General features: G+C 48.9%; 18 protein-coding genes. 16 read left to right on the top strand and 2 right to left on the bottom strand.

Going from position 1 to position 24,221, the window contains the following annotated elements:
• Position 1: 1 nt before the first annotated feature.
• From rnz to BMX58_RS01265, 4 genes are all read left to right on the top strand, one after another.
• Entirely contained in the window at positions 2-937 is a 936-nt protein-coding gene (rnz, locus tag BMX58_RS01280) for a ribonuclease Z (RefSeq protein WP_068620308.1), read from the top strand.
• A gap of 112 nt (positions 938-1,049) precedes the next feature.
• Positions 1,050-1,460, top strand: a complete 411-nt coding sequence (locus BMX58_RS01275) for a LapA family protein (RefSeq protein ID WP_068620310.1) — start codon at positions 1,050-1,052, stop codon at positions 1,458-1,460.
• A 142-nt stretch (positions 1,461-1,602) separates the two neighbouring features.
• On the top strand, positions 1,603-3,933 hold the full coding sequence (gene recJ, locus BMX58_RS01270) for a single-stranded-DNA-specific exonuclease RecJ (RefSeq protein WP_068620312.1): 2,331 nt from the start codon (positions 1,603-1,605) through the stop codon (positions 3,931-3,933).
• Positions 3,934-3,949: 16 nt separating this feature from the next.
• Positions 3,950-4,462 (top strand): adenine phosphoribosyltransferase, encoded by a 513-nt coding sequence (locus BMX58_RS01265; RefSeq protein ID WP_068620314.1) that lies wholly within the window; start codon positions 3,950-3,952, stop codon positions 4,460-4,462.
• Positions 4,463-4,548: 86 nt separating this feature from the next.
• On the opposite strand, the gene lexA is transcribed toward BMX58_RS01265, so the two are convergent.
• Positions 4,549-5,172 (bottom strand): transcriptional repressor LexA, encoded by a 624-nt coding sequence (gene lexA, locus BMX58_RS01260; protein WP_068620315.1) that lies wholly within the window; start codon positions 5,170-5,172, stop codon positions 4,549-4,551.
• A 242-nt stretch (positions 5,173-5,414) separates the two neighbouring features.
• Between lexA and BMX58_RS01255 the strand changes: the two genes are divergently transcribed.
• The 3 genes from BMX58_RS01255 (at position 5,415) to BMX58_RS01245 (ending at position 9,258) form a co-directional block, all read left to right on the top strand.
• Entirely contained in the window at positions 5,415-5,645 is a 231-nt protein-coding gene (locus BMX58_RS01255) for a YneF family protein (RefSeq protein ID WP_204243731.1), read from the top strand.
• A gap of 86 nt (positions 5,646-5,731) precedes the next feature.
• The gene (locus tag BMX58_RS01250) at positions 5,732-7,486 is read left to right on the top strand and encodes an ABC transporter ATP-binding protein (protein WP_068620319.1); all 1,755 of its coding nucleotides are present in this window, start codon (positions 5,732-5,734) and stop codon (positions 7,484-7,486) included.
• Positions 7,483-9,258, top strand: coding sequence for an ABC transporter ATP-binding protein (locus BMX58_RS01245; protein WP_068620321.1), 1,776 nt, complete (start codon positions 7,483-7,485; stop codon positions 9,256-9,258). The genes BMX58_RS01250 and BMX58_RS01245 overlap by 4 nt, the downstream gene beginning before the upstream one ends.
• A gap of 95 nt (positions 9,259-9,353) precedes the next feature.
• On the opposite strand, the gene BMX58_RS01240 is transcribed toward BMX58_RS01245, so the two are convergent.
• Positions 9,354-9,971: a lysophospholipid acyltransferase family protein gene (locus BMX58_RS01240; protein WP_068620322.1), complete on the bottom strand. Its 618-nt coding sequence runs from the start codon at positions 9,969-9,971 to the stop codon at positions 9,354-9,356.
• A gap of 171 nt (positions 9,972-10,142) precedes the next feature.
• Here BMX58_RS01240 and BMX58_RS01235 point away from each other — a divergent pair, with 171 nt between their 5' ends.
• From BMX58_RS01235 to BMX58_RS01195, 9 genes are all read left to right on the top strand, one after another.
• Entirely contained in the window at positions 10,143-13,367 is a 3,225-nt protein-coding gene (locus tag BMX58_RS01235) for a DEAD/DEAH box helicase (RefSeq protein ID WP_068620323.1), read from the top strand.
• A 200-nt stretch (positions 13,368-13,567) separates the two neighbouring features.
• Positions 13,568-14,353: a 30S ribosomal protein S2 gene (gene rpsB, locus BMX58_RS01230; RefSeq protein ID WP_068620324.1), complete on the top strand. Its 786-nt coding sequence runs from the start codon at positions 13,568-13,570 to the stop codon at positions 14,351-14,353.
• Between the two features lie 135 nt (positions 14,354-14,488).
• Positions 14,489-15,370, top strand: a complete 882-nt coding sequence (gene tsf / locus BMX58_RS01225) for a translation elongation factor Ts (RefSeq protein ID WP_068620325.1) — start codon at positions 14,489-14,491, stop codon at positions 15,368-15,370.
• A gap of 86 nt (positions 15,371-15,456) precedes the next feature.
• On the top strand, positions 15,457-16,179 hold the full coding sequence (gene pyrH / locus BMX58_RS01220; protein ID WP_068620327.1) for a UMP kinase: 723 nt from the start codon (positions 15,457-15,459) through the stop codon (positions 16,177-16,179).
• Positions 16,180-16,181: 2 nt separating this feature from the next.
• Positions 16,182-16,739: a ribosome recycling factor gene (gene frr, locus BMX58_RS01215; RefSeq protein WP_068620329.1), complete on the top strand. Its 558-nt coding sequence runs from the start codon at positions 16,182-16,184 to the stop codon at positions 16,737-16,739.
• A 173-nt stretch (positions 16,740-16,912) separates the two neighbouring features.
• The gene (locus BMX58_RS01210; protein ID WP_068620330.1) at positions 16,913-17,674 is read left to right on the top strand and encodes an isoprenyl transferase; all 762 of its coding nucleotides are present in this window, start codon (positions 16,913-16,915) and stop codon (positions 17,672-17,674) included.
• Positions 17,675-17,684: 10 nt separating this feature from the next.
• Positions 17,685-18,479, top strand: coding sequence for a phosphatidate cytidylyltransferase (locus BMX58_RS01205; RefSeq protein ID WP_068620332.1), 795 nt, complete (start codon positions 17,685-17,687; stop codon positions 18,477-18,479).
• Positions 18,480-18,514: 35 nt separating this feature from the next.
• Positions 18,515-19,789, top strand: a complete 1,275-nt coding sequence (gene rseP, locus BMX58_RS01200) for an RIP metalloprotease RseP (RefSeq protein ID WP_068620334.1) — start codon at positions 18,515-18,517, stop codon at positions 19,787-19,789.
• A gap of 82 nt (positions 19,790-19,871) precedes the next feature.
• Complete coding sequence (locus BMX58_RS01195; RefSeq protein ID WP_068620335.1) at positions 19,872-24,209, top strand: PolC-type DNA polymerase III; 4,338 nt, start codon at positions 19,872-19,874, stop codon at positions 24,207-24,209.
• Positions 24,210-24,221: the final 12 nt, after the last annotated feature.

Below are 24,221 nucleotides of genomic sequence, written 5' to 3'. Positions count from 1 at the left end.
TATGAAAATACAATTTTTAGGCACCGGGGCAGGTGTTCCTTCCACCAGCAGAAATCTTTCCAGTATTGCATTGAAGCTGTTGGACGAACGCAATGCCATTTGGCTTTTTGACTGCGGGGAAGGGACCCAGCAACGTGTGCTGAAGACAACTATCCGACCAAGGAAAGTTGAAAAAATCTTCATCACCCACCTGCACGGAGATCACATTTTCGGATTGCCCGGTTTTTTGAGCAGCAGGGCTTTTCAGGGCGGGAATACCCCCTTGAACATATATGGACCAGTCGGAATCAAGGAATTTGTGCTGACCAGCCTGCGCATTTCCCAGTCCCACCTGCGCTATCCGATTTTCTTCCACGAAATAACCGAAGACGGCGTTGTCTTTGAAGACGAACAGTTCCGGGTGGTTTGCGCAAAGCTGAACCACGGCATCGTTTCTTACGGCTATCGTGTCGAAGAAGCGGATTATCCAGGCGAGCTGCAGGCCGAAAAACTGAAGGAAATGGCTGTTCCCGCTGGGCCGCTTTACGGAAAGCTGAAGAATGGGGAAACTGTTGTTTTGCCTGACGGCAGAACAATCAACGGCTTGGATTTTATCGGCAAAACGACTAAAGGCCGTGTCATCACGATTCTGGGCGACACAAGGAGAACGAAAAATACGGTTGTTTTAGCCAAAAATGCCGATGTATTGGTTCATGAAAGTACTTTCGGCAAGGAAGACCAGGCGATCGCTTCAGATTATTTCCACTCAACCTGTATAGATGCAGCCAACGTGGCAAAGGAAGCGGACGTCAAGCAACTTTATTTGACCCACATCAGCGCACGTTATCTGAACGGAAACGCAAACCAGCTGCAGAGGGATGCCCGCAAAGTCTTTCCCGACACGAAACTTGTCAACGACTACGATGAGTTTGAAATCGCCCTGACGAAGCTCCCCTGAAAGCTGGATAACCGGAAAATCACAAAGCAGCCAAGTGCTGCAGGTTGACTAGGGATCCCCAAAAAGCTGATAATAAGAGTAGGCAAATATCAAAAAGAGTGGGGCGCTGAGCATGAAAAACCAATGGAGATTAGTTGCGGGCATCATTTTGATCATCATTATTGTGTTGTTTGCCGTTTTCAATGTCGATCCTGTACCGGTCAATTTCGGTTTTGTTGTTTTTGATGGGCCGCTTATCATCGTCATACTTGTCTCCCTCCTGATGGGATCGTTGATCACCTTATTGGTCGCAACAGGCAGTGCAACGAAAAAGAACAAAGAATTCAAACGATTGCGCGCCGAGGTCGACACAAAAGGCAAAGAGATCCAGAAGGCGATTGATGCGACAAAGGCTGGTTACGAACAGCAACTCGTCGATTTGCGCGCACAATTGGCGCACAAAGACAGCAAAATCAATTCGCTGGAAGAGGAATTGATCAAAAAATTTACCTTGGACAACCCGAATCAACCAACCCAATTGTGATGGATGGGGGACCGGGAATTCCAGTATGTTCGGCCGCTTCGGGCGGCGGGAAAAAGACTAGGACTGTTTAGCCGCTAGTCTTTTTTCAATTACCGGGCGCAGCGATGCCCCTTAACAGTCCATAAAGTTAGGAGTCGTTATATTGTTATCGTCAAAAATGAATTGGAAAATCCGCAAATCGGAAACGGATGCAGCTGTCCGCAAGGGAATAAGTCAGGCTACTGGCTTATCGGAGGTGTTTGTTGGACTTTGCTTGCAGCGCGGGCTGGACACAAAAGAGCTAATCACATCTTTCATCGATGGCGCCAAAATGGAGTTCCATGACCCTTATTTGCTGCATGATATGGAAAAGGCAATCCGTCGCTTGACCGATGCTATCGAAAGCGGTGAGGAAATCGTCGTTTATGGGGATTATGACGCGGATGGCATCACCAGTACCAGCATCCTCGTCGAGACGATCGAAGTTTTGGGAGGCAATGTGGGATATTATTTGCCGAACCGCTTCTCGGACGGGTATGGGCCAAATGCGGCCGCCTTCAAAAAACTGATCGAAAACGGAGCGCAACTCATTTTGACCTGCGATAACGGGGTTTCCGGCCATGAACCGATCGCGATGGCGAAAAAAATGGGTGTGGACGTTATTGTTTCCGATCATCACGAACTGCCCGACGTTTTGCCGGATGCCTATGCAATCATCCATCCGAAGCATCCGGCCGGTGCCTATCCTTTTCCGGACCTTTCCGGAGCGGGTGTCGCCCTGAAAATAGCGGCAGCCCTGCTAGGCGAATTGCCTTATGAATCGCTCGATTTGGCCGCCATCGGCACTGTGGCCGACTTGGTGAGTCTGACTGGCGAAAACCGTTGGATCGTGAAGCAGGGATTGCAGATCATGAAACAGGCACACCGTCTTGGGTTGGCCGCTTTGATGGAAGCGGCGGGGCTGGATACCGCGAATTTGGACGAAGAGAGCATCGGGTTCATCATCGGGCCGCGTCTGAATGCCGTCGGCCGATTGGAGGATGCTGGTCCAGGCGCTGAGCTGATGTTGTCGTTCGACGAAGAAAAAATAGCCGCACTGGTTGACCATGTCCAGGAAAAAAACGTTGAGCGGCAAGGCATTGTCCAAGCTATCCATGCAGAAGCCGCCGCTGAGTTGGCCAAGCAAGAAAGTTTGCCGGATGTTGTCGTGCTTGGAAACAAAGGCTGGCACGAGGGCGTCCTTGGGATTGTCGCAAGCAAGTTGGTCGAGGAATTCGGGCGTCCGACTATCCTGTTCCGCATCGATGAAAAAACCGGCATCGCGAAAGGGTCGGCCCGCAGCACGGAAGCCTTGGACATCTATGCTGCCCTGACAGATGCAAAAGATTTGCTGACGAAATTCGGGGGCCACAAAATGGCTGCGGGCATGAGCCTGCCCGCCGTCGATCTGTCCGCATTTGCAGAAAAAATCAACAGTTATGCCGAGCACTACCATGAGGCCATCATACTCGGCGAATCCATTTACATTGACGCGATTCTGCCTCTCGCCGAAGTCACCTTGCCGTTCCTGAAGGAATTGGAATTGCTGAAGCCCTATGGTACCGACAATCCGAAACCGATATTCGGCTTTCAAAACGTACCGCTGACGGACATCAGGCAGATCGGTGCGGACAATAAGCATCTGAAATTCAAGCTCAAAGACAAGGACCTTTATCTGGACGTGATCGGCTTCAACAAAGGCAGCATCAGCAATCATCTGAATGAAGAGGATGTCGTCTCACTGATCGGTGAGCTGTCGATTAATGTCTGGCGGGACAGTGCCAAACCGCAGCTGCAAATGAAGGATATCAAAAACAAGCATATCCAGTATTTCGACAGAAGAAGTTCCGTCATCCAGGAATCGGTATTGGGCATAGAGGATGCTTTGTATCTGTTTTCGACTGCCGCCGTCATGAAAAGGTTCTATGAGCGCATCCCGAACAGCTCAAATGCTGCCTTGCTTACAGCGAACACAGCGGACGCCCTCAGAGACATCAGCGCCAGCAATCTGGTGCTTTTCGAATGTCCTTTGAATATGGAGCTGCTGGCGAAGCTGCTCAGAAGCAATCAGTTCGAGAATGTCCACATCCTGTCATATGAAGCCAACGGCATCTATCCGGAGGGGATTCCGCCCAAAGAGCAGTTTGCGAAGGTTTATCAATATATCCGCTCGCACAAGGACATCGATGTTAGAAATCGGTTAGAGGCGTTGGCAGATTACTTAAAAATCAAAAAAAATCTTGTCATTTTTATGATTCAAGTGTTTTTGGAAGCGGGATTTGTTACAATAAACAATGGTTTCGTCAACGAGGTCAAGAATCCCGTCAAAAGGGCATTGGCCGATACGCGAGTGTACAAGGACCGCGTGGAGAAAATGGAAGCTGAAAAATTATTCATCTACAGCCCGTTTTCGCAGTTGTCGAATTGGTTGAGTGAACAGATGATGGTACATTAATTAGGAGGAACATAAAATGGATTTGAAACAATATATTGCTGATGTCAAGGATTTCCCTGAGAAAGGCATCATTTTCCGCGATATTTCACCTTTGATGGCAGATGGTGCAGCTTACCGCTATGCGATCAAAGAAATCGTGAAATATGCCGAAAACTTGAACGTCGATAAAGTAGTCGGACCGGAAGCTCGCGGGTTTATGGTCGGTTGTCCGGTTGCTGTTGAGCTAGGTTGCGGATTCGCAATGGCCCGCAAAAAGGGCAAGCTGCCGCGCGAGACGGTTGAGGTTTCCTACGGTTTGGAGTACGGGAAAGCAACGCTGCAATTGCACCAGGATGCCATCCAGCCAGGGGATAAAGTACTGGTGTGCGATGATTTGTTGGCCACGGGGGGCACAACCGCCGCAACCATAGAATTGATTGAAAAGTTGGGCGGAGAAGTTGTCGGGTTGGCGTTCCTGATCGAACTGTTGGACTTGAAGGGCCGGGAATTGATCGAGGGCTACGATATCTTCACCCTGATGGAATACTGATTTGGAATAACTTTTCCGAACATCACGCTGGACGCAAAAAGGCTGCCAATTATGGCAGCCTTTTTGCGTCAGGAGAGGACTGTGCCTCAAATGATGTGGTTCCGATAAAGACCAACTACCTTGCCCAGTATGAGGACAGAATCCAGGATGATGGGATCCATGGTCGGGTTTTCAGGTTGCAGGCGGTAAAAGTTGTCTTCCTTGTAGAATCGCTTGCAGGTAGCTTCATCGTCGTCCGTCATGGCGATGACGATATCCCCGTTCTCGGCAGTGCTTTGTTTTCTGACGATGACAGAATCGCCATCGAAAATGCCGGCGTCAATCATGCTGTCACCGCGGATTTTCAGCATAAACAAGCTTCCGGAACCCGACTTCAGATCCGGCGGAACCGGAAAATAATCCGTTGCTTCTTCAACAGCCAGAATAGGGGCTCCTGCAGTGACGGTACCCAACAAAGGCATTTTGTCCGCCATGATCCCTAATTTGTCCAAACCTGCCGGCGTCAATTCGATCGCACGCGGCTTGGTCGGATCCCGCTGAATGAAGCCGTTTTTCTCAAGGCGCGACAAATGGCCGTGGACAGTGGATGTAGAGGACAGCTTGACTGCATTGCCGATTTCCCTGACGGTAGGCGGGTAGCCTTTTTCTTGTACTTCTTCGTAAATGTACTGGAGCACTTCCAGTTGGCGTGAATCTTTATTTTTAACCATGAGATCATCATCTCCGTAATCCTTTATTTATAAGTTCAGGATACCATTAATCACCCAACAAATCAAACGGATGTTCGCATTTTCTTTCGTTTGAAGCCAGAACAGCCCCGCAAATGCTCCGTTCCGGCTCAAGCCGGGCCGATTTATGAAAAATTGCTAAATTAATCCGTGATTGCTATTTCTTTTTTTTATTGTTTTTAGTACAATTAATGAATGAATGCTTTGGAAAGGGGGATGAATACGTGTCAACAACAGCATGGGTAATGATAGTGATTTTAGGTGTAGCGGCAGGCGCGGTTGGCGGATTTTTCCTTGCAAGACGTTATATGGTAAAATATTTTGAAGAAAATCCACCGATCAACGAAGAGATGTTGCGCTCTATGATGATGCAGATGGGTCAAAAACCGTCCGAAAGAAAAGTAAAACAAATCATGGCTTCTATGAAAGCACAATCAACAAAGAAAAAGAAATAAACTAATGAAATAATATACAAAATGTGGATCTCTACGGTTCCACATTTTTATTTTGTCTGAATACACGCAAGAAAGGAGAACAATATATGAGCATCTTCAAAAAATTGAGTTGGTTTTTCCGTCAGGAATGGAGATCTTACTTTGTCGGTGTCTTTTTCCTGATTATTGTCGCAATTCTTCAGGTCGTTTCGCCGCGGGTCGTCGGAATCATCATCGATGAAATTGCTCTCGGAACCTTGACCATGGCTTCCTTATGGATGTGGTCGGCGACCATCTTGCTGGCGGGCATCCTGCAGTATCTCTTCCGCTATATCTGGCGGATGAAAATTTGGGGGACTTCAGCGGAACTGGAAAAGATCCTTCGTTCACGACTGTTCAAGCATTTCACCGAAATGGATGCGGTTTTTTTCCAGAAGTACCGGACCGGCGATCTGATGGCCCATGCGACGAACGACTTGAATGCAATCAGGATGGTGGCAGGGGCAGGGATCCTGACGCTGGCTGATTCGATTTCTTCTGGCGGGATCACGCTGTTCACTATGTTTTTTCTGATCGATTGGCGTCTCACGCTCATCGCGATGATCCCGTTGCCTGCCCTGACGCTTGTGTCAAGGATCCTCGGGCAAAAGATGCATAAACGGTTCCGCAAAGCCCAGGCAGCTTTCTCCAGCCTGAACGACAAAACTCAGGAAAGCGTATCGGGCGTCAAGGTCATCAAGACATTTGGTGAGGAAGAAGAGGATATCCATGATTTCGAAGGGATGACAAAAGAGGTTGTTGTGAAAAACCAAGCCGTCTACAGGGTTGATGCCTTGTTTGATCCGGCGATTCAGTTGATTCTGGGGCTTTCGTACGCCCTGACGATCATTTTTGGGGGACGTTTGGTGGCGGAAGGCAGCATCAGCATCGGCCAGCTGGTTTCGTTCTTCAGCTATATCGGCATGATGGCCTGGCCGATGTTGGCGGTAGGCAGATTGTTCAATGTACTGGAGAGAGGGAGCGCCAGTTACAGCCGGATCGACGAGCTTCTGAAAGAAAAATCAATGATCCAGGAGCAGAAGGATGCGATCCGCACCCCTATCAGCGGCGATCTGGATTTCCAAGTGGATGCATTCAGTTATCCGAACAGCGAAGAAGCCAGCCTGAAGGACGTCAGCTTCCATTTGGAGCGTGGCCAAACCTTGGGGATCGTGGGCAGGACCGGATCCGGCAAAAGCACGATCTTCAGGTTGCTGCTGCGCGAATACGATCACTATGACGGCAGCATAAATTACAACGGGATCGACATCCGCAATTATTCGTTGGATGCATTGCTGAGCGGAATCGGATACGTGCCTCAGGATAATTTTTTGTTTTCCACAGACGTCAGGGAAAACATCCGCTTCGCAGACCCCGCCATCAGCCAACAAAAGGTTGAAGAGGCTGCGCGCTTGACCGCAATCCATCATGATATCCTGGGTTTCCCCGATGGTTACGGAACGATGGTCGGCGAAAGGGGCGTTTCCTTATCCGGCGGACAGAAACAGCGCATTGCGATTGCTCGGGCTTTGGTGACGGAGCCGGAGCTGCTCATTCTGGATGATTCCTTATCGGCAGTGGATGCGAAGACAGAAGAGGCGATCCTGACGGCACTGAAAGAAAAAAGAGCCGGCCAGACAACGATCATCGCAGCCCATCGGATCAGCAGCGTCATGCACGCGAATGAGATCGTCGTTCTTGATGGCGGGCGCATCGTCGAGCGGGGTACCCATCATGAGTTGATGGAACTGAACGGCTGGTACCGCAGGATGTATGAAAAGCAACAACTCGAAACAAAACTGGAAGGGAAGGATGACGTATGAGCGGATCAGCATGGTCCAAGACAATTCCGTTGAAGGAACAACTGCGGATTACCAAGAGAATTTTCCGATTTTCCCATCCTTTCCGCCATCAATTTTTGGTCGCTTTACTTTTCAGCATCTTGCTGTCGCTCGTGAATGTTGTGGCGCCGCGCATCATCCAGATTTTTATGGATAAGTATCTGGCGGTCGGCAATGTCACGACCAGCATCAGCCTCCTGTTCGCGCTGGCTTATCTGGGGTCAGTGGTTTTGAAAATGGTGGTCACTTATCTGCAGCGCTACATATTCAGCATGGCTTCAGAGAGGACAGTCGAAAATATCCGCAACACCATCTTCCGCAAGATCAATCAACTGGGGATGCGATACTATGATACGACCCCGGCCGGATCGATCGTTTCCCGCGTCACCAACGACACTGAAACGATCAAGGAATTCTGGAATGTGTTTTTGGCTTTGGCGGAAGGCATCTTCAGCATCGTGACCGTATTCATCGCGATGTGGACATTGGACAAACAGATTTCCTTGCTGTTCCTCCTTTTTGTTCCGATCATGGGCGGACTGATTTGGTACTATCAAAAATACAGCACACGCGTTTACCGTACGATGCGCGAAAGGCTGAGCCAGCTGAACACGAAACTGAACGAATCGATTTCCGGAATGGCGATCATACAGCAGTTCCGTCAGGAAAAGAGGCTGCGCGCGGAGTTCGACGAAATCAATGCCGACTACAGCAAAGGCCGTGTGGCGATGGTCCGGATGAACGCTTTGATGCTGATGCCGATCGTCAATCTGCTTCAGGCCATTGCATTAGCGATCGTGCTTTGGCTGTTCGGCTACCATACATTGAACGGTGTTGTGGAGTTGGGCGTCATCTATGCGTTCACAACCTACATCCAAAATTTCTTCCGTCCGATGGGAATGATGATGGATAACCTGAGCGCTCTTCAGGACGGCATCGTCTCCAGTTCCCGGGTCCTGAACGTCCTGGACAATACCGAGCTGGCGCCGGCACAACCCGAGGATTCGAACCTGGAGATTTCGCAGGGAAGGATCGAATTCAAAGATGTTTCCTTCTCTTATGACGGGAAGCAGGATGTGCTGAAAAACATCAGTTTCACTGCCAATCCAGGTGAGACTGTCGCTCTCGTAGGTCATACCGGCAGCGGCAAAAGCTCCATCATCAACGTTTTGTTGCGTTTTTATGAGTTCGGGAAAGGTGATGTTCTGATAGACGGGAAATCAATCAAGTCCTATCCGATCGGCGAGTTGCGTTCCAAGATAGGATTGGTCCTGCAGGATTCATTCCTGTTCTACGGTGATATTGCCCGTAATATCCGACTGATGAACAAGGATTACACCGACCCTGACATAGAAAGGGCGGCTGCGTTTGTGCATGCCGATTCGTTCATCGAATCATTGCCGGGAGGCTACCATGCAAAAGTGATCGAACGCGGGGCAAGCTACTCGAGCGGGGAGCGCCAACTGATTTCTTTTGCCCGTACGATCTTAAGGGATCCGAAAGTGCTGATTCTGGATGAGGCAACGGCCAATATCGACACGGAAACGGAACTCCTGATCCAGGAAAGCATGCGGAAAATGCGGGAAGGCCGAACAACGATCGCGATCGCACATAGATTGTCCACCATCCGTGATGCGCACTTGATCCTCGTGTTGGACAAAGGACGCGTCATCGAAAGAGGCACCCACGAAGAACTGATCGCCGAACGCGGGACGTATTACGACATGTACATGCTCCAGTCGATGAATGACTGATGGGCGGAAATGCACAAAAAACAGCGTCAGGATTCCCTGAACGCTGTTTTTTGTGTTTTATGATCGCCCCGGCGCTGCCGAGTGGGTCCTTGCCATCATTGTGCAATGTAGACAAAATCAGGATCGATTTCTTGATCCAACTGGCGGAATGTTGTTCCAAGCAATTCATCATAGGCAGCCAACTCTTCCCGTGAAATCCGTTTATCCTTCGGCAGATAGATCGGTTTGCCGAAACGCACAGTCGCCTTTTTGCGTTTGATCAGATCTTTGAAGGTGAGCGGTCCCTGATAGACTACCGGAAGAATCGGAACGCCGGCCAGCTTGGCGATGGAGGAGGTTCCGCCTTTGATTTCTGCTGAGTGTCTGGATCCGGTCGGGAAAATCAGCAAACTGGTTTTGCCTTCCTTCAGGATCGAAACAGGCTGCTTGAGAGCGCTCGGGCCAGGATTTTCACGATTGACGGGGAAAGCCTTCATGTGGAAAAGCAGCCATTTCATGAATCTGCCTTTGAACAGTTCCTGCTTCGCCATGGATGAGAAGACATGCGGATACACGCCAAATGAAATAAATACGGGATCCAGCAAGCTTCGGTGGGGTGCCGCAATGATGTAGACCGTGTCTTGAGGAATATACTCTCTGTTTTGGATTTCCGTTTTGCCGTTCAGAATACGGACCAGAAATCTGACGATGACAACGACTGTTTTGAAAAACATTTCATTACTCCTTTTGCTTTGGGGTTATGCTAATCAGTATGGGATAGTTTGCCGAATATTTCAAGCTAAATATTCGGTTCCGCCAATCGCGAATGGGGAAGAAGCTATATTTTTACGCGAAATTACAGTACAATGAAAGAATGGACAGCAAGAAGCAGAGGAAGTGATAGCGTGAAATGGAGTATGCCGGACAAGTTGATACAAGAGGGACGCGAATATGTGAATGAGGATCGCGTACTGTCCGTTCAACCGGATTTCCACAGCCAAGTTTGGCATTGTGAGGTGCTGGGCAGCAAGATGTACCACGTCACCTTGGATGGGACCGCAAGAGAACAGGATGTCTGTCAATGTAAATACTGGAAAACGCATCAGTATTGTAAGCACACAATTGCTGTTGAATTGTTCCTGAAGGAAAAAAGCGGCACCCGGATTCTGTCGGAAAGCAGCGCTGAACAATTTCAGGTCGATGCGGAAACCGCCGGGCAAGAATTCGTGAATGACTTGACGCAGATTTTCTTTCAGGAAAACTGCGGCAACCAGAACCTGAACCCCCAATCGGATTTTTTTGTGCAGTATAGCCTGCAGATTTTGCGCATGAAACAGAACAACCTGATGCAGAACACCGGTGAGTATGTATTGGCCCTATCCTTGCGCGCAGGGATCGATAAGGCATACATGGTCACCAATATCGAACAGTTCGCGGAACAATTCATCAAAAAGGAAAAGTGGGAATACCGCATCGGCGATGCCATCGATTTTCGGACAGTCCATATCGAGGATTCGGACTATCCGATCATCTATCGGCTGCACAAATTGCTGGAGGAACAGCCGGCTGCTTTGAACAAACAGTTATTGAACGTCACTGCCAGAAAATTGGATTCCTACCTGGTGTTGCCGCCGAGTGCAGCCCGGTCCATTTTGACGGAATTGGCCCAAACCGAGCGGGTCGAATGGGTTTTTGGCGATCAAACGTATTCGGAAGTGCGGCTCAGTCAGGAAAAACCTGGCTACCGCTTCCTGTTGGGCAAAAAGGGCAAGGGCATTGAACTCCGTATTGAGCAGGAGAACATCATCCATTTGCTGGACTACGATTGGCTGATAGACGGCAACACAATCCATTCGTTGACAGTGCGGCAACAGAAGTTATTGGGATATCTCGCCTTTTTTGAAAAACGTTTTGCCGAAGCGAATGTGATTGCGATAGAAGAAACGGAAGTATCGGATTTACTGACTTACGTTATCCCGCTGCTGAAACAAATCGGATCGGTGCAATTCAGTGAAGAGTTGGAGCGCACGATCATTGATGAGCCACTGGCAGTCTCGATCCGTTTCCAGGGTCCGCCCCAACGCATTAAAGGGGAAGTTCTCTTCAAATATGGCGATACAGTCCTGCGCCAGAACCGCGGATCGGATGAGGAAGGGCAATTCCTGATCAGGGACACGGTCGCTGAAGAGCGGGTCCTGCAGGTGCTGGAAAATCTGGAATTCAACATAATCGAAAACCAGTTAGCCTTCCCCGCCTCGAAGGATGTCGATCTCTTCAGCTTTCTGTACCGAAAAGTTCCTGTATTGAGACGGTATGCGGAGGTTGAATTGAGTCCGGATCTGCAAAATCTGATTGTCGAAAACCCAGCGGTGGCGACATCGGTCAAACGCAGAAGCAGGGATTCCTTTTTGGATATCCGTTTTGACGTGGGCGGCATTTCCGAAAACGAAATCGACCGGCTATTGAGCAGCCTCAGAAAGAACGATCCTTTCTACAAAACCGAGGATGGACGCATGTTGTCTCTTGAGACCGAAACAATGAAAGAGATGAACCGCTTTCTCGCATTGATCAAAGAGGAGTCCCAGATCCATGACGGAACCCTTTCCATGCCGGTGATAAAGAGCATGACGCTTGAAAAAGAGATCAATCATCTGAATCCTGAAATCGAAAGCCAAGAATTCCTCAACCGGCTCTATCATTACATCAAGAATCCGAACGACTTTCCGGCAGAACTGCCGAAATCGCTGCGGGCAGAATTGCGGCCTTACCAAGTGACAGGCTTCAAATGGTTGAAATTTCTGGCCAGTTACGGATTGGGCGGTATTTTGGCGGATGAAATGGGACTGGGGAAGACACTCCAGCTCATCACGTTTCTGCTCAGCGAAATGGAGGAAGGGAACAATGCAACCAAGCCCGCATTGGTCATCGCTCCCGCCTCATTGATCTACAATTGGAAATATGAATTCCAGAAATTTGCGCCGTCACTTGCCATCCGCGTCATCAGCGGCGTGAAGAAAGAACGGGACGAACAATTGGCGCAACTGCCGGAGAACGGCATTGCGATCACATCCTATCAAAGCTTCCGCCAGGACGTCGAAGCCTACCAGAAATGCGAATTTTACGCGATGATTTTGGACGAATCCCAATACGTCAATAATTACAACACAAAAACGTTCCGGGCCATAGCCAAAATGAATGCCAGCGTCAATATCGCACTGAGCGGCACGCCGATCGAGAACAGCGTGACCGAATTTTGGGCGATTTTCCAGTTGATTTTGCCGGGCCTGTTCCCCAAATTGCAGGAATTCAAAAAAATGCCGCTCAGCAGCATCTCAAAAACGGCCAAACCGTTCATGTTGCGCAGGCTGAAGGCGGATGTCCTGGGCGATCTCCCCGAAAAATCGGAGGCGGACATCTACAGCAGCCTGAACCGGGACCAGAAAATCATGTATTTAGCTTATCTGCAGCAACTCCAGGAAAAGGTATCCGACTATGACAGTGAAGATTTCCAACGCAACCGCATGGAAATACTGGCCGGATTGACTCGCTTGCGCCAAATCTGCTGCGATCCCCGTTTGGTGGACGCAGCCTACGAAGGTGGTTCGGGCAAATTGGAGCAGCTGGTCGAGATACTGAAGAATGCCCAGGAAAATAACCAGCATGTTTTGGTTTTCTCGCAGTTCACTTCCATGCTGAAGCTGATCGAAGCGGAGTTGGCCAAGGAGAACCTCAGTCATCTGTACCTGAGCGGGAAAACCCCTCCCGCCGAAAGGATCGGGTTGGTCAACGAATTCAACAAGGGGCAAACCGACGTCTTCTTGATTTCCCTGAAAGCGGGCGGAACTGGCTTGAACCTGACCGGTGCGGATACGGTGATCCTTTTCGACCTTTGGTGGAATCCGGCTGTCGAAGAACAGGCAGCGGGCCGGGCGCACCGCATCGGCCAAAAGAAAAATGTGCAGGTCTATCGTTTCATTGCGGAAGGGACGATCGAAGAGAAAATCAATCAACTGCAGCAAGACAAAAAGATGCTCTTTGATCAATTGGTCGTATCGGAGGGCGAAGAAGCGCTCAGTAGGCAGCGGCTGACGAATGATGACATCAAGCAGATATTGGGAATCCAGTCCTGAGCTAGCGGCTGGATGCAGGCAGAAAACCATTTTGGGAAAAAATGCTTGCTTCTTCCGGTGTAATTCAGTATAATTATCAACGGTGCAAAACCACATTTCACACCTTGATCGATGCGGCGGACGTTGCTTGTCGCCAGACGAGTTTCTGCTGCAGAAGAAATCAGGGGAGGAAAATAAAAACAAACTTGGAGGAAATAAACATGGCAGTAATTTCAATGAAACAATTATTGGAAGCAGGCGTACACTTCGGTCACCAGACTCGTCGTTGGAACCCAAAAATGAAGAGATACATCTTCACAGAAAGAAACGGTATCTACATCATCGACTTGCAAAAAACGGTGAAATTAGTAGACGAAGCATACAAATACATGCTTAACGTTGCTGAAGAAGGCGGCGTCGCTTTATTCGTAGGTACTAAAAAACAAGCGCAAGATTCAATCAAAGACGAAGCGATCCGTTCAGGGCAATTCTTCGTAAATCACCGTTGGTTGGGTGGTACTTTGACAAACTGGGATACTATCCAAAAACGTATCAAACGTTTGAAAGCAATCGAAGCTATGGCTGAAGATGGTACTTTTGAAGTACTTCCTAAAAAAGAAGTTTCTATCTTGAAAAAAGAACAAGAACGTTTGGAAAAATTCTTGGGCGGTATCAAAGATATGCCTAGAATCCCGGATGTAATGTTCATCGTTGACCCAAGAAAAGAAAGAATCGCTGTTCAAGAAGCTCAAAAATTGAACATTCCTATCGTCGCTATGGTTGACACAAACTGTGATCCAGATGAAATCGACGTAGTAATCCCTTCAAATGACGATGCTATCCGCGCTGTCAAATTGATCACTGCTAAAATGGCTGATGCTTTCATCGAAGGAAACCAAGGAAATGACCAAGCTGAAATTTCTGTTGAAGAAACTTTCGCAGCTGAAGCTGATGAAGCAACTTCATTAGAAGAAATCGTTGAAGTCGTTGAAGGCGACAACGAATAATATTTCCTATTTAGTTTGAAGCAACGAGCTGTCTCAGAAAAGAAGAAAGATATAGCCAATTAGGTAGCCGACATCTTTTCTATCTCTTTGGGACAGTTTTTTTTATGAAAAAGAATATTCAGGAGGAATCATAGAATGGCACAAGTAACAGCAAAAATGGTTAAAGAATTGCGCGACATGACAGGCGTAGGCATGATGGATGCTAAAAGAGCTCTAGTGGAAGTCGATGGCGACATGGACAAAGCGGTTGACTACCTGAGAGAAAAAGGCATGGCGAAAGCAGCCAAAAAAGCTGACCGCATCGCTGCCGAAGGTCTTGCAAACGTGTATGTCGAAGGAAATACGGCTGTTATCGCTGAAATCAACGCTGAAACAGACTTTGTTGCGAAAAACGACAAATTCCAGGACTTAGTGGCTGATATCACAGCAACGATCGCTAAACACAAACCAGAATCTTTGGAAGCTGCTTTGGCAATCGAAACTGCTGAAGGCACTCTGAATGACGTCATCCTGAACGCAACTACAGTAATCGGCGAAAAAATCACTTTGCGTCGTTTCGCAATCGTTGAGAAAACGGATGCCGATGCTTTTGGTGCGTACCTGCACCAAGGCGGACGTATTGCTGTGTTGACAGTACTGGAAGGATCAACTGATGCTGAAGCTGCTAAAGATATCTCTATGCACGTAGCGGCAATCAATCCTAAATACGTTTCACGCGACGAAGTTTCTGCAGAAGAAATCGAGCACGAAAAGAAAGTCCTTACTGAACAAGCATTGAACGAAGGCAAACCAGCCAACATCGTCGAAAAAATGATCGTCGGCCGTCTGAACAAGTTCTTGAGCGAAATTTCATTGAACGATCAGCCTTTCGTAAAAGATCCTGATCAAACTGTTTCACAATTTGCAGCTTCCAAAGGTGGCGTTGTGAAGGCATTCATCCGCTACGCTGTCGGCGAAGGTATCGAAAAACGCTCTGTTGATTTTGCAGAAGAAGTTATGAGCCAAGTCAAAAAATAATGAAAATTGCCCCTTAATCGGGGCTTTTTTATCATAGTCAAATGCCTGATTGTTCAGGGTTCAGCTAATTACGGAGGGAATATAGAATGAGTGATCCAAAATACAAACGCGTGGTTTTAAAATTAAGTGGTGAAGCTTTAGCGGGCGACACCGGTTTCGGAATCAATCCACCGACGATTGAAGAAATCGTAAAAGAAATCAAAGAAGTGCATGACTTGGGCGTTGAAATCGCAATCGTAGTGGGTGGAGGCAACATTTGGCGCGGCACGACCGGCGCTGAAATGGGCATGGAAAGGGCACAAGCCGATTACATGGGCATGCTGGCGACAGTAATGAACTCTCTGGCTTTGCAGGATGCACTGGAAAACGAAGGCGTTCCGACGCGTGTGCAGACTTCCATCGAAATGAGACAGATTGCCGAACCGTATATCCGCAGAAGAGCTGTCCGTCACCTTGAAAAAGGGCGCGTTGTCATCTTTGCTGCCGGAACAGGCAATCCTTACTTCTCGACTGATACGACAGCAGCCCTTCGTGCCGCTGAAATTGATGCTGACGTTATTTTGATGGCTAAGAACAATGTCGACGGAGTCTATTCATCCGATCCGATGAAAGATTTGAACGCAACCAAATTCTCTGAATTGACTCATTTGGATGTCATTTCAAAAGGGCTGCAAGTAATGGACACAACAGCAAGCTCATTGAGCATGGACAATGATATCCCGCTGGTTGTATTCAACCTGAATAAGCAAGGGAATATCCGCCGTGTCATCATGGGCGAAGATATCGGAACGACTGTTAGGGGGAAATAATCATGGTTAAAGCAATCCTGGACAACGCTACAGAGAGAATGAAAAAAACGGAAGCGGCACTGATCCGTGAACTGGGTTCGATTCGGGCAGGACGCGCAAACGCAAGTCTGCTGGATCGTATCGAAGTGGAGTATTACGGAACAAGCACGCCGGTGAATCAGTTGGCTTCCATCACGATTCCCGAAGCGCGCATGCTGATGGTCACGCCTTACGACAAATCCAGCATCGGCGATATCGAACGCGCGATTTACCAAAGCGATTTGGGCATCAGTCCGGCAAATGACGGTAGCGTGATCCGATTGGTGATCCCGCCACTGACAGCTGAACGACGCAAAGAATTGGCGAAGATTGTCGGCAAAGAAAACGAAGCCGCAAAAGTCTCAATCCGGAATATCCGCCGTGATGCCATCGAGGCCTTGAAAAAAGCCGAAAAGAACAAAGAAATCACTGAAGATGAGTTGCGCACATACGAAAAGAAAGTGCAAGAGTTGACCGACAAGTCTTCCAAAGAAATCGACAAGATAACTGCGGCCAAAGAAAAAGAAATTTTGGACGTATAAAAGCGACCATCGCAAGGAGCCAGGGCACAAATCATCCGATATGATTTGCGCCCTGGCTTTTCCTTTCGGACCGCCCGTCATCCTTAAAAATATGATAATTTCCGGTTAATCATAGGAATTCCGGCGGGTTTTTGTTAAAATAAGAAGAGTTATGGAAAAGTGAGGGATAAAGCATGGCTCTATTCAAGAGTGAGAATCCAAAATCAGAAGTGCCGTTTGATGAGGCAGGCATTGTTCCGGCCCATGTCGCCATCATCATGGACGGGAACGGCCGTTGGGCCAAGAAAAAAATGATGCCGCGGGTCTATGGGCATAAGGAAGGCATGAACACCGTCAAAAGGATTGCCGTGGAGGCAAGCCGTTTGAACATAAAGGTTCTGACACTGTACGCCTTTTCGACAGAAAATTGGAAGCGTCCTTCCGATGAAGTCAATTTTCTGATGGGATTGCCCATCGATTTTTTTGACGTGTTCATGCCGGAATTGATGGAAAACAACATCAAAGTGACGACTATCGGGTGGATCGATCAGCTGCCGGAAAAGACGTTGAAGGTCGTCCGAAATGCAATCGAAAAAACGAAAGACAATACCGGCCTCGTTTTGAATTTCGCTTTGAATTATGGGTCACGGGCGGAAATCATCGCAGCGACGAAAAAAATAGCAGTAGATGTGGCATCAGGGCAACTATCAGCCGATGCGATCACTGATGAAGTGTTCGAATCCTACCTTTTTACAAAGACGCTTGGCGAGTGGCAAGATCCTGACTTGTTGATCCGCACCAGCGGGGAAATCCGTTTGAGCAATTTTCTGCTGTGGCAGGCTGCCTACAGCGAAATGTACTTCACGGAAGAATTTTGGCCTGATTTTTCAACAGCCAGCTTACAGGCTGCGTTGGCAGAATATCAGCATCGTAATCGCCGCTTCGGCGGCATCTAGGGAGGATACCATGAAGGAAAGAGTAATCACAGGTTTGGTGGCTGGCGCCGTTTTTATCCCATTCTTATGGATTGGCGGACTGCCCTTGCAACTGTTGATGACAGCAATCGGATTGATTGCTGTCCAAGAATTATTGAAGATGAAAAAACTATCCATTTTCAGTCTGGAAGGGGGCATCACCGCTTTGGCGACAGTGCTTCTGATGCTGCCGGAATCCTATTTGCATTTTATTCCGGCCGGCATCGATGCGATGTTGTTGATCTACTTGGAGGCGTTGATCCTGTTCGTGTTCACAGTGTTCTCAAAAAATGATTTCACGTTCGACGATGCAGCGGCTTCAGTTCTGACTTCCCTGTATGTCGGAAGAGGATTTTTTTATTTCATGCAGACAAGGGAAATCGGTTTTTGGATGGTGCTTCTGGTGATGTTCATCATCTGGGGAACGGATATCGGCGCTTACATGATCGGAAGGAAAATCGGCAAGAATAAATTGGCTCCGGCAATCAGCCCGAACAAAACGATCGAAGGGTCCGTCGGTGGATCGATCGCTGCTGTCTTGATCGCCATCGTGTTCTTCCATTACTATAATCCGTTGGGGTTATCGATGGGACTCCAAGTCATGCTGACTGTGTTGCTTTCCGTCTGCGGACAGATGGGCGACTTGGTCGAATCGGCATTCAAACGCTATTTCGGCGTGAAGGATGCCGGGAAAATTTTACCCGGGCATGGCGGAATGCTCGATCGTTTCGACAGCACACTTTTTGTGATGCCGGTATTCCATATTTTCCTGCAGTTCATTTTATAACCGGATAAGCTTAGAAACAAAACGGGAGGGATCAGATGTTTCAGACAATCATAACATTCATTATCGTGTTCAGCATATTGGTGATCATTCATGAATTCGGCCATTTCTATTTCGCAAAAAAAGCCGGTATTTTGGTTCGTGAGTTCGCAATCGGTATGGGACCAAAAATCTTCTCTCATCGTAAAAACGGAACGACCTATACAATCCGGATGCTGCCCATCGGCGGTTATGTACGGATGGCTGGCATCGGGGATGAAGACCCTGAGCTGAAACCGGGAATGCCGCTTAACATAACCTTGGATGAGGCGCAACAGGTCGCTCAAATAGATTTAAGCAACAAGCAGCATTTGCGTGCGGTTCCGATCGAATTGCTGGAAGCGGATCTGGAACAGGCGCTCTTCATCAAGGGCATCATTCCGGGAAGTTCGGAAGCTGTAACCTATGAAGTCAAGCGCGATGCGACGATCATCGAAGCGGACGGCACGGAGGTTCAGATCGCTCCCATCGATGTGCAGTACCAATCGGCACCTTTGCTGAAACGGATGATGACCAATTTTGCGGGTCCGATGAATAATTTCATTTTGGGAATCGCTGTTTTCATCACGATTGCGTTTGTGCAGGGCGGCGTTACGGTCAATGACAACAGGCTGGGGGATATCCAGCCCGACAGCCCTGCGGAGGCAGCCGGTTTACGGGCGGATGATGAGGTCTTGGCTATCGAAGGCCAAGAAATTACTGATTGGACGCAGCTGGTTGCCTCCATCCAAGCAAACCCGGGCAAAGAAATCACGCTTTCCGTAGTGACTAAGGGCCAGGAAGCGCGCGATGTTCTCGTCACGCCCGACACGAAAACCGATGAACAAGGCAATGACTATGGGCTGATCGGTGTCGCTCCCCCGATGGATCGCACTTTGATGGCCAAAATCAGATACGGGTTCGACGAATTTTGGTTGATCGCCACTTCCATCTTCGGGTTGGTCTTCTCCATGTTCAGGACCGGGTTCCAACCGGATTCATTCGGTGGCCCTGTCGCCATCTACGCCGCCACCGAACAGGTAGTCGATTATGGTTTTCTGAGCGTCCTCAGTTTCTTGGCTTATTTGAGCATCAATCTTGGCGTCGTGAACCTTTTGCCGGTGCCTGCATTGGATGGCGGGAAGCTTCTGCTTAATATCGTTGAAGGGGTCAGAGGAAAACCGCTGGATCCGGAAAAAGAGGGCATCATCACAGCCGTCGGAATGGGGCTGCTGCTCCTGCTGATGGTCATCGTCACTTGGAATGACATCCAAAGATTTTTCTTTGGTCAATGATTAGGAAAATACAAGAAGATTCAAAGAAAGGAAAGCTCATTCTTTGGGTCTTTTTGTTTGTTAGTTGAGAAGGAGCGATCAAATGGCATTATCGAAACATGAATTGTTCCAGCAGCTGCTGGAACAGATAAATCTGCATCACCAACCGGAGTATCTGCCGTATTTTGAAAACGGGGAAATCGAGCGGGTCATCGTGCACAAGAAATCAAAGTTATGGTCGTTTCAGCTTGCTTTTGATAACGTGCTACCTTTCGAAGTGTTCCACGCTTTAATGAACCATATGAAAATAAAATTCCACTCCATCGCCGCGATTGACCTGCGGATCAAGACAAGGAACCCGGTCTTGACGAACGAAAGCATTCTGGATTATTGGGAGACGGTCGTACAGCGCAGCAACATCTCTTCCCCTTTGGTTCAGAGCCTTTTTGCCAAGCACACGCCGGTCGTATCGGAGAATAAAGTGGTGATCAGCGTCGAAAACGAGATCACGAAAAACCATTTGGCCGATAATTATCTGGCCGTGATCCAACAAAACTATCAAGTATTGGGCTTTCCGGCTTTCCAGATTACGATAGAAGTGGACGAGGAAGCATCGGAAGCGAGAATGGCACAGTATCTTGCCAGAAAACAAGAACAGGATGAAATGCTGGTCAAACAAGCAGAAGAGGCCATCAAACAAAACCAACAGGAACGGCAGCGCAGCGACGGGGGCCAATCGAAAGCGAGTTCAAATGGTCCCTTGTTGATCGGCAGACAAATTTCCGCCAAAGAAGAGATCAAACAAATGGCGTCGATCACTGAAGAAGAGCGTTCCGTCGTCATCGAAGGCTACATCTTCGACAGCGAAATCCGGGAATTGCGTTCCGGCAGAAAACTGCTGGTGTTCAAGCTGACGGATTACACGTCCTCCTTTTCGGTGAAATTGTTCTCTTCGAATGAAACGGACGAACAGAACTTCGAACTGGTGAAAAAAGGCATCTGGGTGCGTGTGCGCGGCAGCGTCCAGGAAGATACATTCATGCGCGACTTGGTGGTGAATGCCCGCGACGTCAACGAAGTAGCGCATGCGGAGCGGAAAGACCGTGCGCCCGAAGACGAAAAAAGGGTGGAATTGCATCTGCATTCGAACATGAGCCAGATGGATGCCACGAACAGCATTGCTGATTTTGTCAAACAAGCCGCGAAGTGGGGACACAAAGCGATAGCGCTGACCGATCACGCGGCTGCACAAGGTTATCCCGACGCCCATGCAGCCGGAAAAGCGAACAATGTGAAAATACTGTACGGAATCGAAGCATACGTGGTTGACGATGGTGTGCCGATAGCCTACAATCCTGTCCACGAGGATCTCAGCGAAGCAACCTATGTCGTTTTCGACGTGGAAACAACGGGCCTGTCCGCGGTGTATGACACGATCATCGAATTGGCCGCAGTAAAAATGTACAAAGGCAATGTCATCGCGACCTTCGAAGAATTCATCAATCCCGGTCACCCTCTATCGCAGACGACCATCCAACTGACAGGCATCACTGATGAGATGGTGCGCGATTCCAAGCCGGAAAAGACAGTGTTGGAGGAGTTTGCAGCCTTCACCGAAGGCACCATTCTGGTGGCCCACAACGCCAGTTTCGATATGGGGTTCCTGAACAACAGCTATGAACGCAACGGTATGCCTGAGGCAGTGAATCCGGTGATCGATACGCTGGAGATGTCCCGATTCCTGCATCCGCAATTGAAATCCCATCGTCTGAATACGTTGGCGAAGCGTTACGGGGTCAGCTTGGAACAGCATCACCGTGCCGTCTACGATTCGGAGACGACCGGCTCGCTCTGCTGGATATTCCTGAAAGAAGCACGTGAGGAACACAATATCCTGTTCCATGACGAACTGAACAAATATATAGGCGGCGGAGATTCCTACAAACGGGCGCGCCCTTTCCACGCCACGATATTGGCGAAAAATCAGGACGGGCTCAAAGACCTGTTCAAAATCATTTCGGCTTCCAACATCGATTATTATTACCGTACGCCGCGCCTTCCCCGGAGTGTGTTGCAGTCGGCCCGGGAAAATCTGTTGATCGGATCTGCCTGCAGCGAGGGGGAGATATTCGAGGCGATGATGCAAAAGGGGGCGGAAGCGGCGAAAGCAAAAGCCAAGTTCTATGACTATATCGAAGTCATGCCCAAGGAGGTTTATGCTCCACTCATCACGAAGGAACTGGTCAAGAATGAAAGCGACCTGGAAGAAATCATCACCCAAATCGTTGCCATCGGCGATGAATTGGGGAAAACGGTCGTCGCAACCGGGAATGTGCATTACCTGAACAAAGAGGACGCCATCTATCGCGAGATACTGGTCGGTTCACTGAAGGCAAACCAAGGAAAAGAGTTGCATATGCCGGAAGCCCATTTCCGGACGACCGACGAGATGCTGGACTGTTTTTCCTTCCTCGGCAAAGAAAAAGCGAAAGAAATCGTCGTCGCGAATTCCCAAAAAATAGCCGACAGCATCGATGCGATCATTCCGATCAAGGACCAACTGTACACGCCGAACATGGAAGGCGCAAACGAGGAAATCACCAAGCTTTCCTATGATGAGGCAAAGCGACTGTATGGCGAAGATCTTCCGGAGTTGGTCGAAAAAAGACTGGAGAAAGAACTCAACTCGATCATTGGCAATGGCTTCTCGGTCATCTATCTGATTTCGCAAAAATTGGTGCTGAAAAGCAATCAGGACGGCTATCTGGTCGGTTCCCGGGGATCGGTCGGTTCAAGCTTCGTGGCAACGATGACCGGGATAACGGAAGTCAACCCCTTGCCGCCCCATTACCGCTGTCCGGAATGCAAGTACTCCCATTTCTATGAAGACGGATCGATCGGTTCCGGATACGATCTGGAAGAAAAAGACTGTCCGAAGTGCGCAGCGAAGATGGACCGCGACGGGCATGATATCCCGTTCGAAACATTTTTGGGTTTCTACGGCGATAAAGTTCCCGATATCGATTTGAACTTTTCCGGTGAATACCAAGCCCATGCGCACGCCTATACGAAAGATCTCTTCGGAGAGGATTATGTCTACCGTGCCGGAACAATCGGAACCGTCGCGGACAAGACAGCCTATGGGTATGTGAAAGCCTATGAGCGGGACCACAATTTCAGATTCTCTTCAGCGGAAATCGACCGGTTGGCGAAGGGCTGTACGGGCGTAAAACGCACAACCGGCCAACATCCCGGCGGCATCATCGTCATTCCCGACTACATGGATGTCTATGATTTCACGCCGATCCAGTACCCGGCTGACGCCCAGGATTCCGAATGGAAAACGACCCACTTCGACTTTCACTCGATCCATGACAATGTCCTCAAGCTGGATATCCTTGGGCACGATGATCCGACCGTTATCCGGATGCTGCAGGATCTGTCCGGCATCGATCCGCAGACGATTCCGCCGAACGATCCGGATGTCATGAAAATTTTCGGCGGCACCGAGGTTTTGGGCGTCACACCGGAACAGATATTCAGTAAAACCGGAACGCTGGGAATACCTGAATTCGGGACGCGTTTTGTGCGGGGGATGCTGGAGCAGACCAGCCCGAACACGTTTGCAGAATTGCTGCAGATTTCAGGACTTTCCCACGGGACGGACGTCTATCTGGGCAATGCCGAAACGCTTATCCGCGAGAACAACATCCCGCTGGCGGACGTCATCGGCTGTCGTGACGACATCATGGTTTATCTGATCCATCATGGCATGGATGACGGACTTGCCTTCAAAATCATGGAAAGCGTCCGGAAAGGTAAAGGGATTCCTGATGATTGGCAGGCGGAGATGCGGGCCAAAGAGATTCCCGAATGGTATATCCAATCCTGCCTGAAGATCAAGTATATGTTCCCGAAAGCCCATGCCGCGGCCTATGTATTGATGGCCTTGCGGGTCGCTTACTTCAAAGTGCATCAGCCGATCCGATATTATTGTGCGTTCTTTTCGGTCCGGGCGCAGGATTTTGACTTGGTAGCGATGACGCAAGGCAAGGAAATGATCAAATCCCGCATGAAGGAAATCATGGATAAAGGCTTGGAGGCATCGGTCAAGGAGAAAAGTTTGCTGACCGTTCTCGAGCTGGCCAACGAAATGGTGGAGCGCGGCTTCAGTTTCAAGATGGTCGATCTCGATAAATCGCATGCCAATAATTTCGTGATCGAAGGAGACACACTGATTGCGCCATTCCGGGCCATTCCGGGATTGGGCGGCAACGTGGCGAATCAGATCGTCCAGGCGAGGGAAAGCCAACCGTTCCTTTCAAAGGAGGACTTGGCGACACGCGGAAAGGTTTCGAAGACGATCATCGATTACATGAATGAAAATGGAGTGTTGAAAAACTTACCTGATGAAAATCAACTTTCTTTATTTGATTTTTAGGATAAGGCTATT

The organism is Trichococcus ilyis, from assembly GCF_900109135.1.
GTDB classification, from domain to species: domain Bacteria; phylum Bacillota; class Bacilli; order Lactobacillales; family Aerococcaceae; genus Trichococcus; species Trichococcus ilyis.
This window is presented reverse-complemented; position numbering and strand designations above follow the sequence as displayed.

Bases quoted from the DNA above. Each gene is read 5' to 3' on its own strand.
- lexA (WP_068620315.1), bottom strand. From the start codon at position 5,172: ATGGTTAAAAATAAAGATTCACGCCAACTGGAAGTGCTCCAGTACATT.
- frr (WP_068620329.1), top strand. From the start codon at position 16,182: ATGGTTAAAGCAATCCTGGACAACGCTACAGAGAGAATGAAAAAAACG.
- BMX58_RS01240 (WP_068620322.1), bottom strand. From the start codon at position 9,971: ATGTTTTTCAAAACAGTCGTTGTCATCGTCAGATTTCTGGTCCGTATT.
- rnz (WP_068620308.1), top strand. From the start codon at position 2: ATGAAAATACAATTTTTAGGCACCGGGGCAGGTGTTCCTTCCACCAGC.
- BMX58_RS01195 (WP_068620335.1), top strand. From the start codon at position 19,872: ATGGCATTATCGAAACATGAATTGTTCCAGCAGCTGCTGGAACAGATA.
- BMX58_RS01250 (WP_068620319.1), top strand. From the start codon at position 5,732: ATGAGCATCTTCAAAAAATTGAGTTGGTTTTTCCGTCAGGAATGGAGA.
- pyrH (WP_068620327.1), top strand. From the start codon at position 15,457: ATGAGTGATCCAAAATACAAACGCGTGGTTTTAAAATTAAGTGGTGAA.
- BMX58_RS01210 (WP_068620330.1), top strand. From the start codon at position 16,913: ATGGCTCTATTCAAGAGTGAGAATCCAAAATCAGAAGTGCCGTTTGAT.
- BMX58_RS01245 (WP_068620321.1), top strand. From the start codon at position 7,483: ATGAGCGGATCAGCATGGTCCAAGACAATTCCGTTGAAGGAACAACTG.
- rseP (WP_068620334.1), top strand. From the start codon at position 18,515: ATGTTTCAGACAATCATAACATTCATTATCGTGTTCAGCATATTGGTG.
- BMX58_RS01205 (WP_068620332.1), top strand. From the start codon at position 17,685: ATGAAGGAAAGAGTAATCACAGGTTTGGTGGCTGGCGCCGTTTTTATC.
- BMX58_RS01275 (WP_068620310.1), top strand. From the start codon at position 1,050: ATGAAAAACCAATGGAGATTAGTTGCGGGCATCATTTTGATCATCATT.
- BMX58_RS01265 (WP_068620314.1), top strand. From the start codon at position 3,950: ATGGATTTGAAACAATATATTGCTGATGTCAAGGATTTCCCTGAGAAA.
- rpsB (WP_068620324.1), top strand. From the start codon at position 13,568: ATGGCAGTAATTTCAATGAAACAATTATTGGAAGCAGGCGTACACTTC.
- tsf (WP_068620325.1), top strand. From the start codon at position 14,489: ATGGCACAAGTAACAGCAAAAATGGTTAAAGAATTGCGCGACATGACA.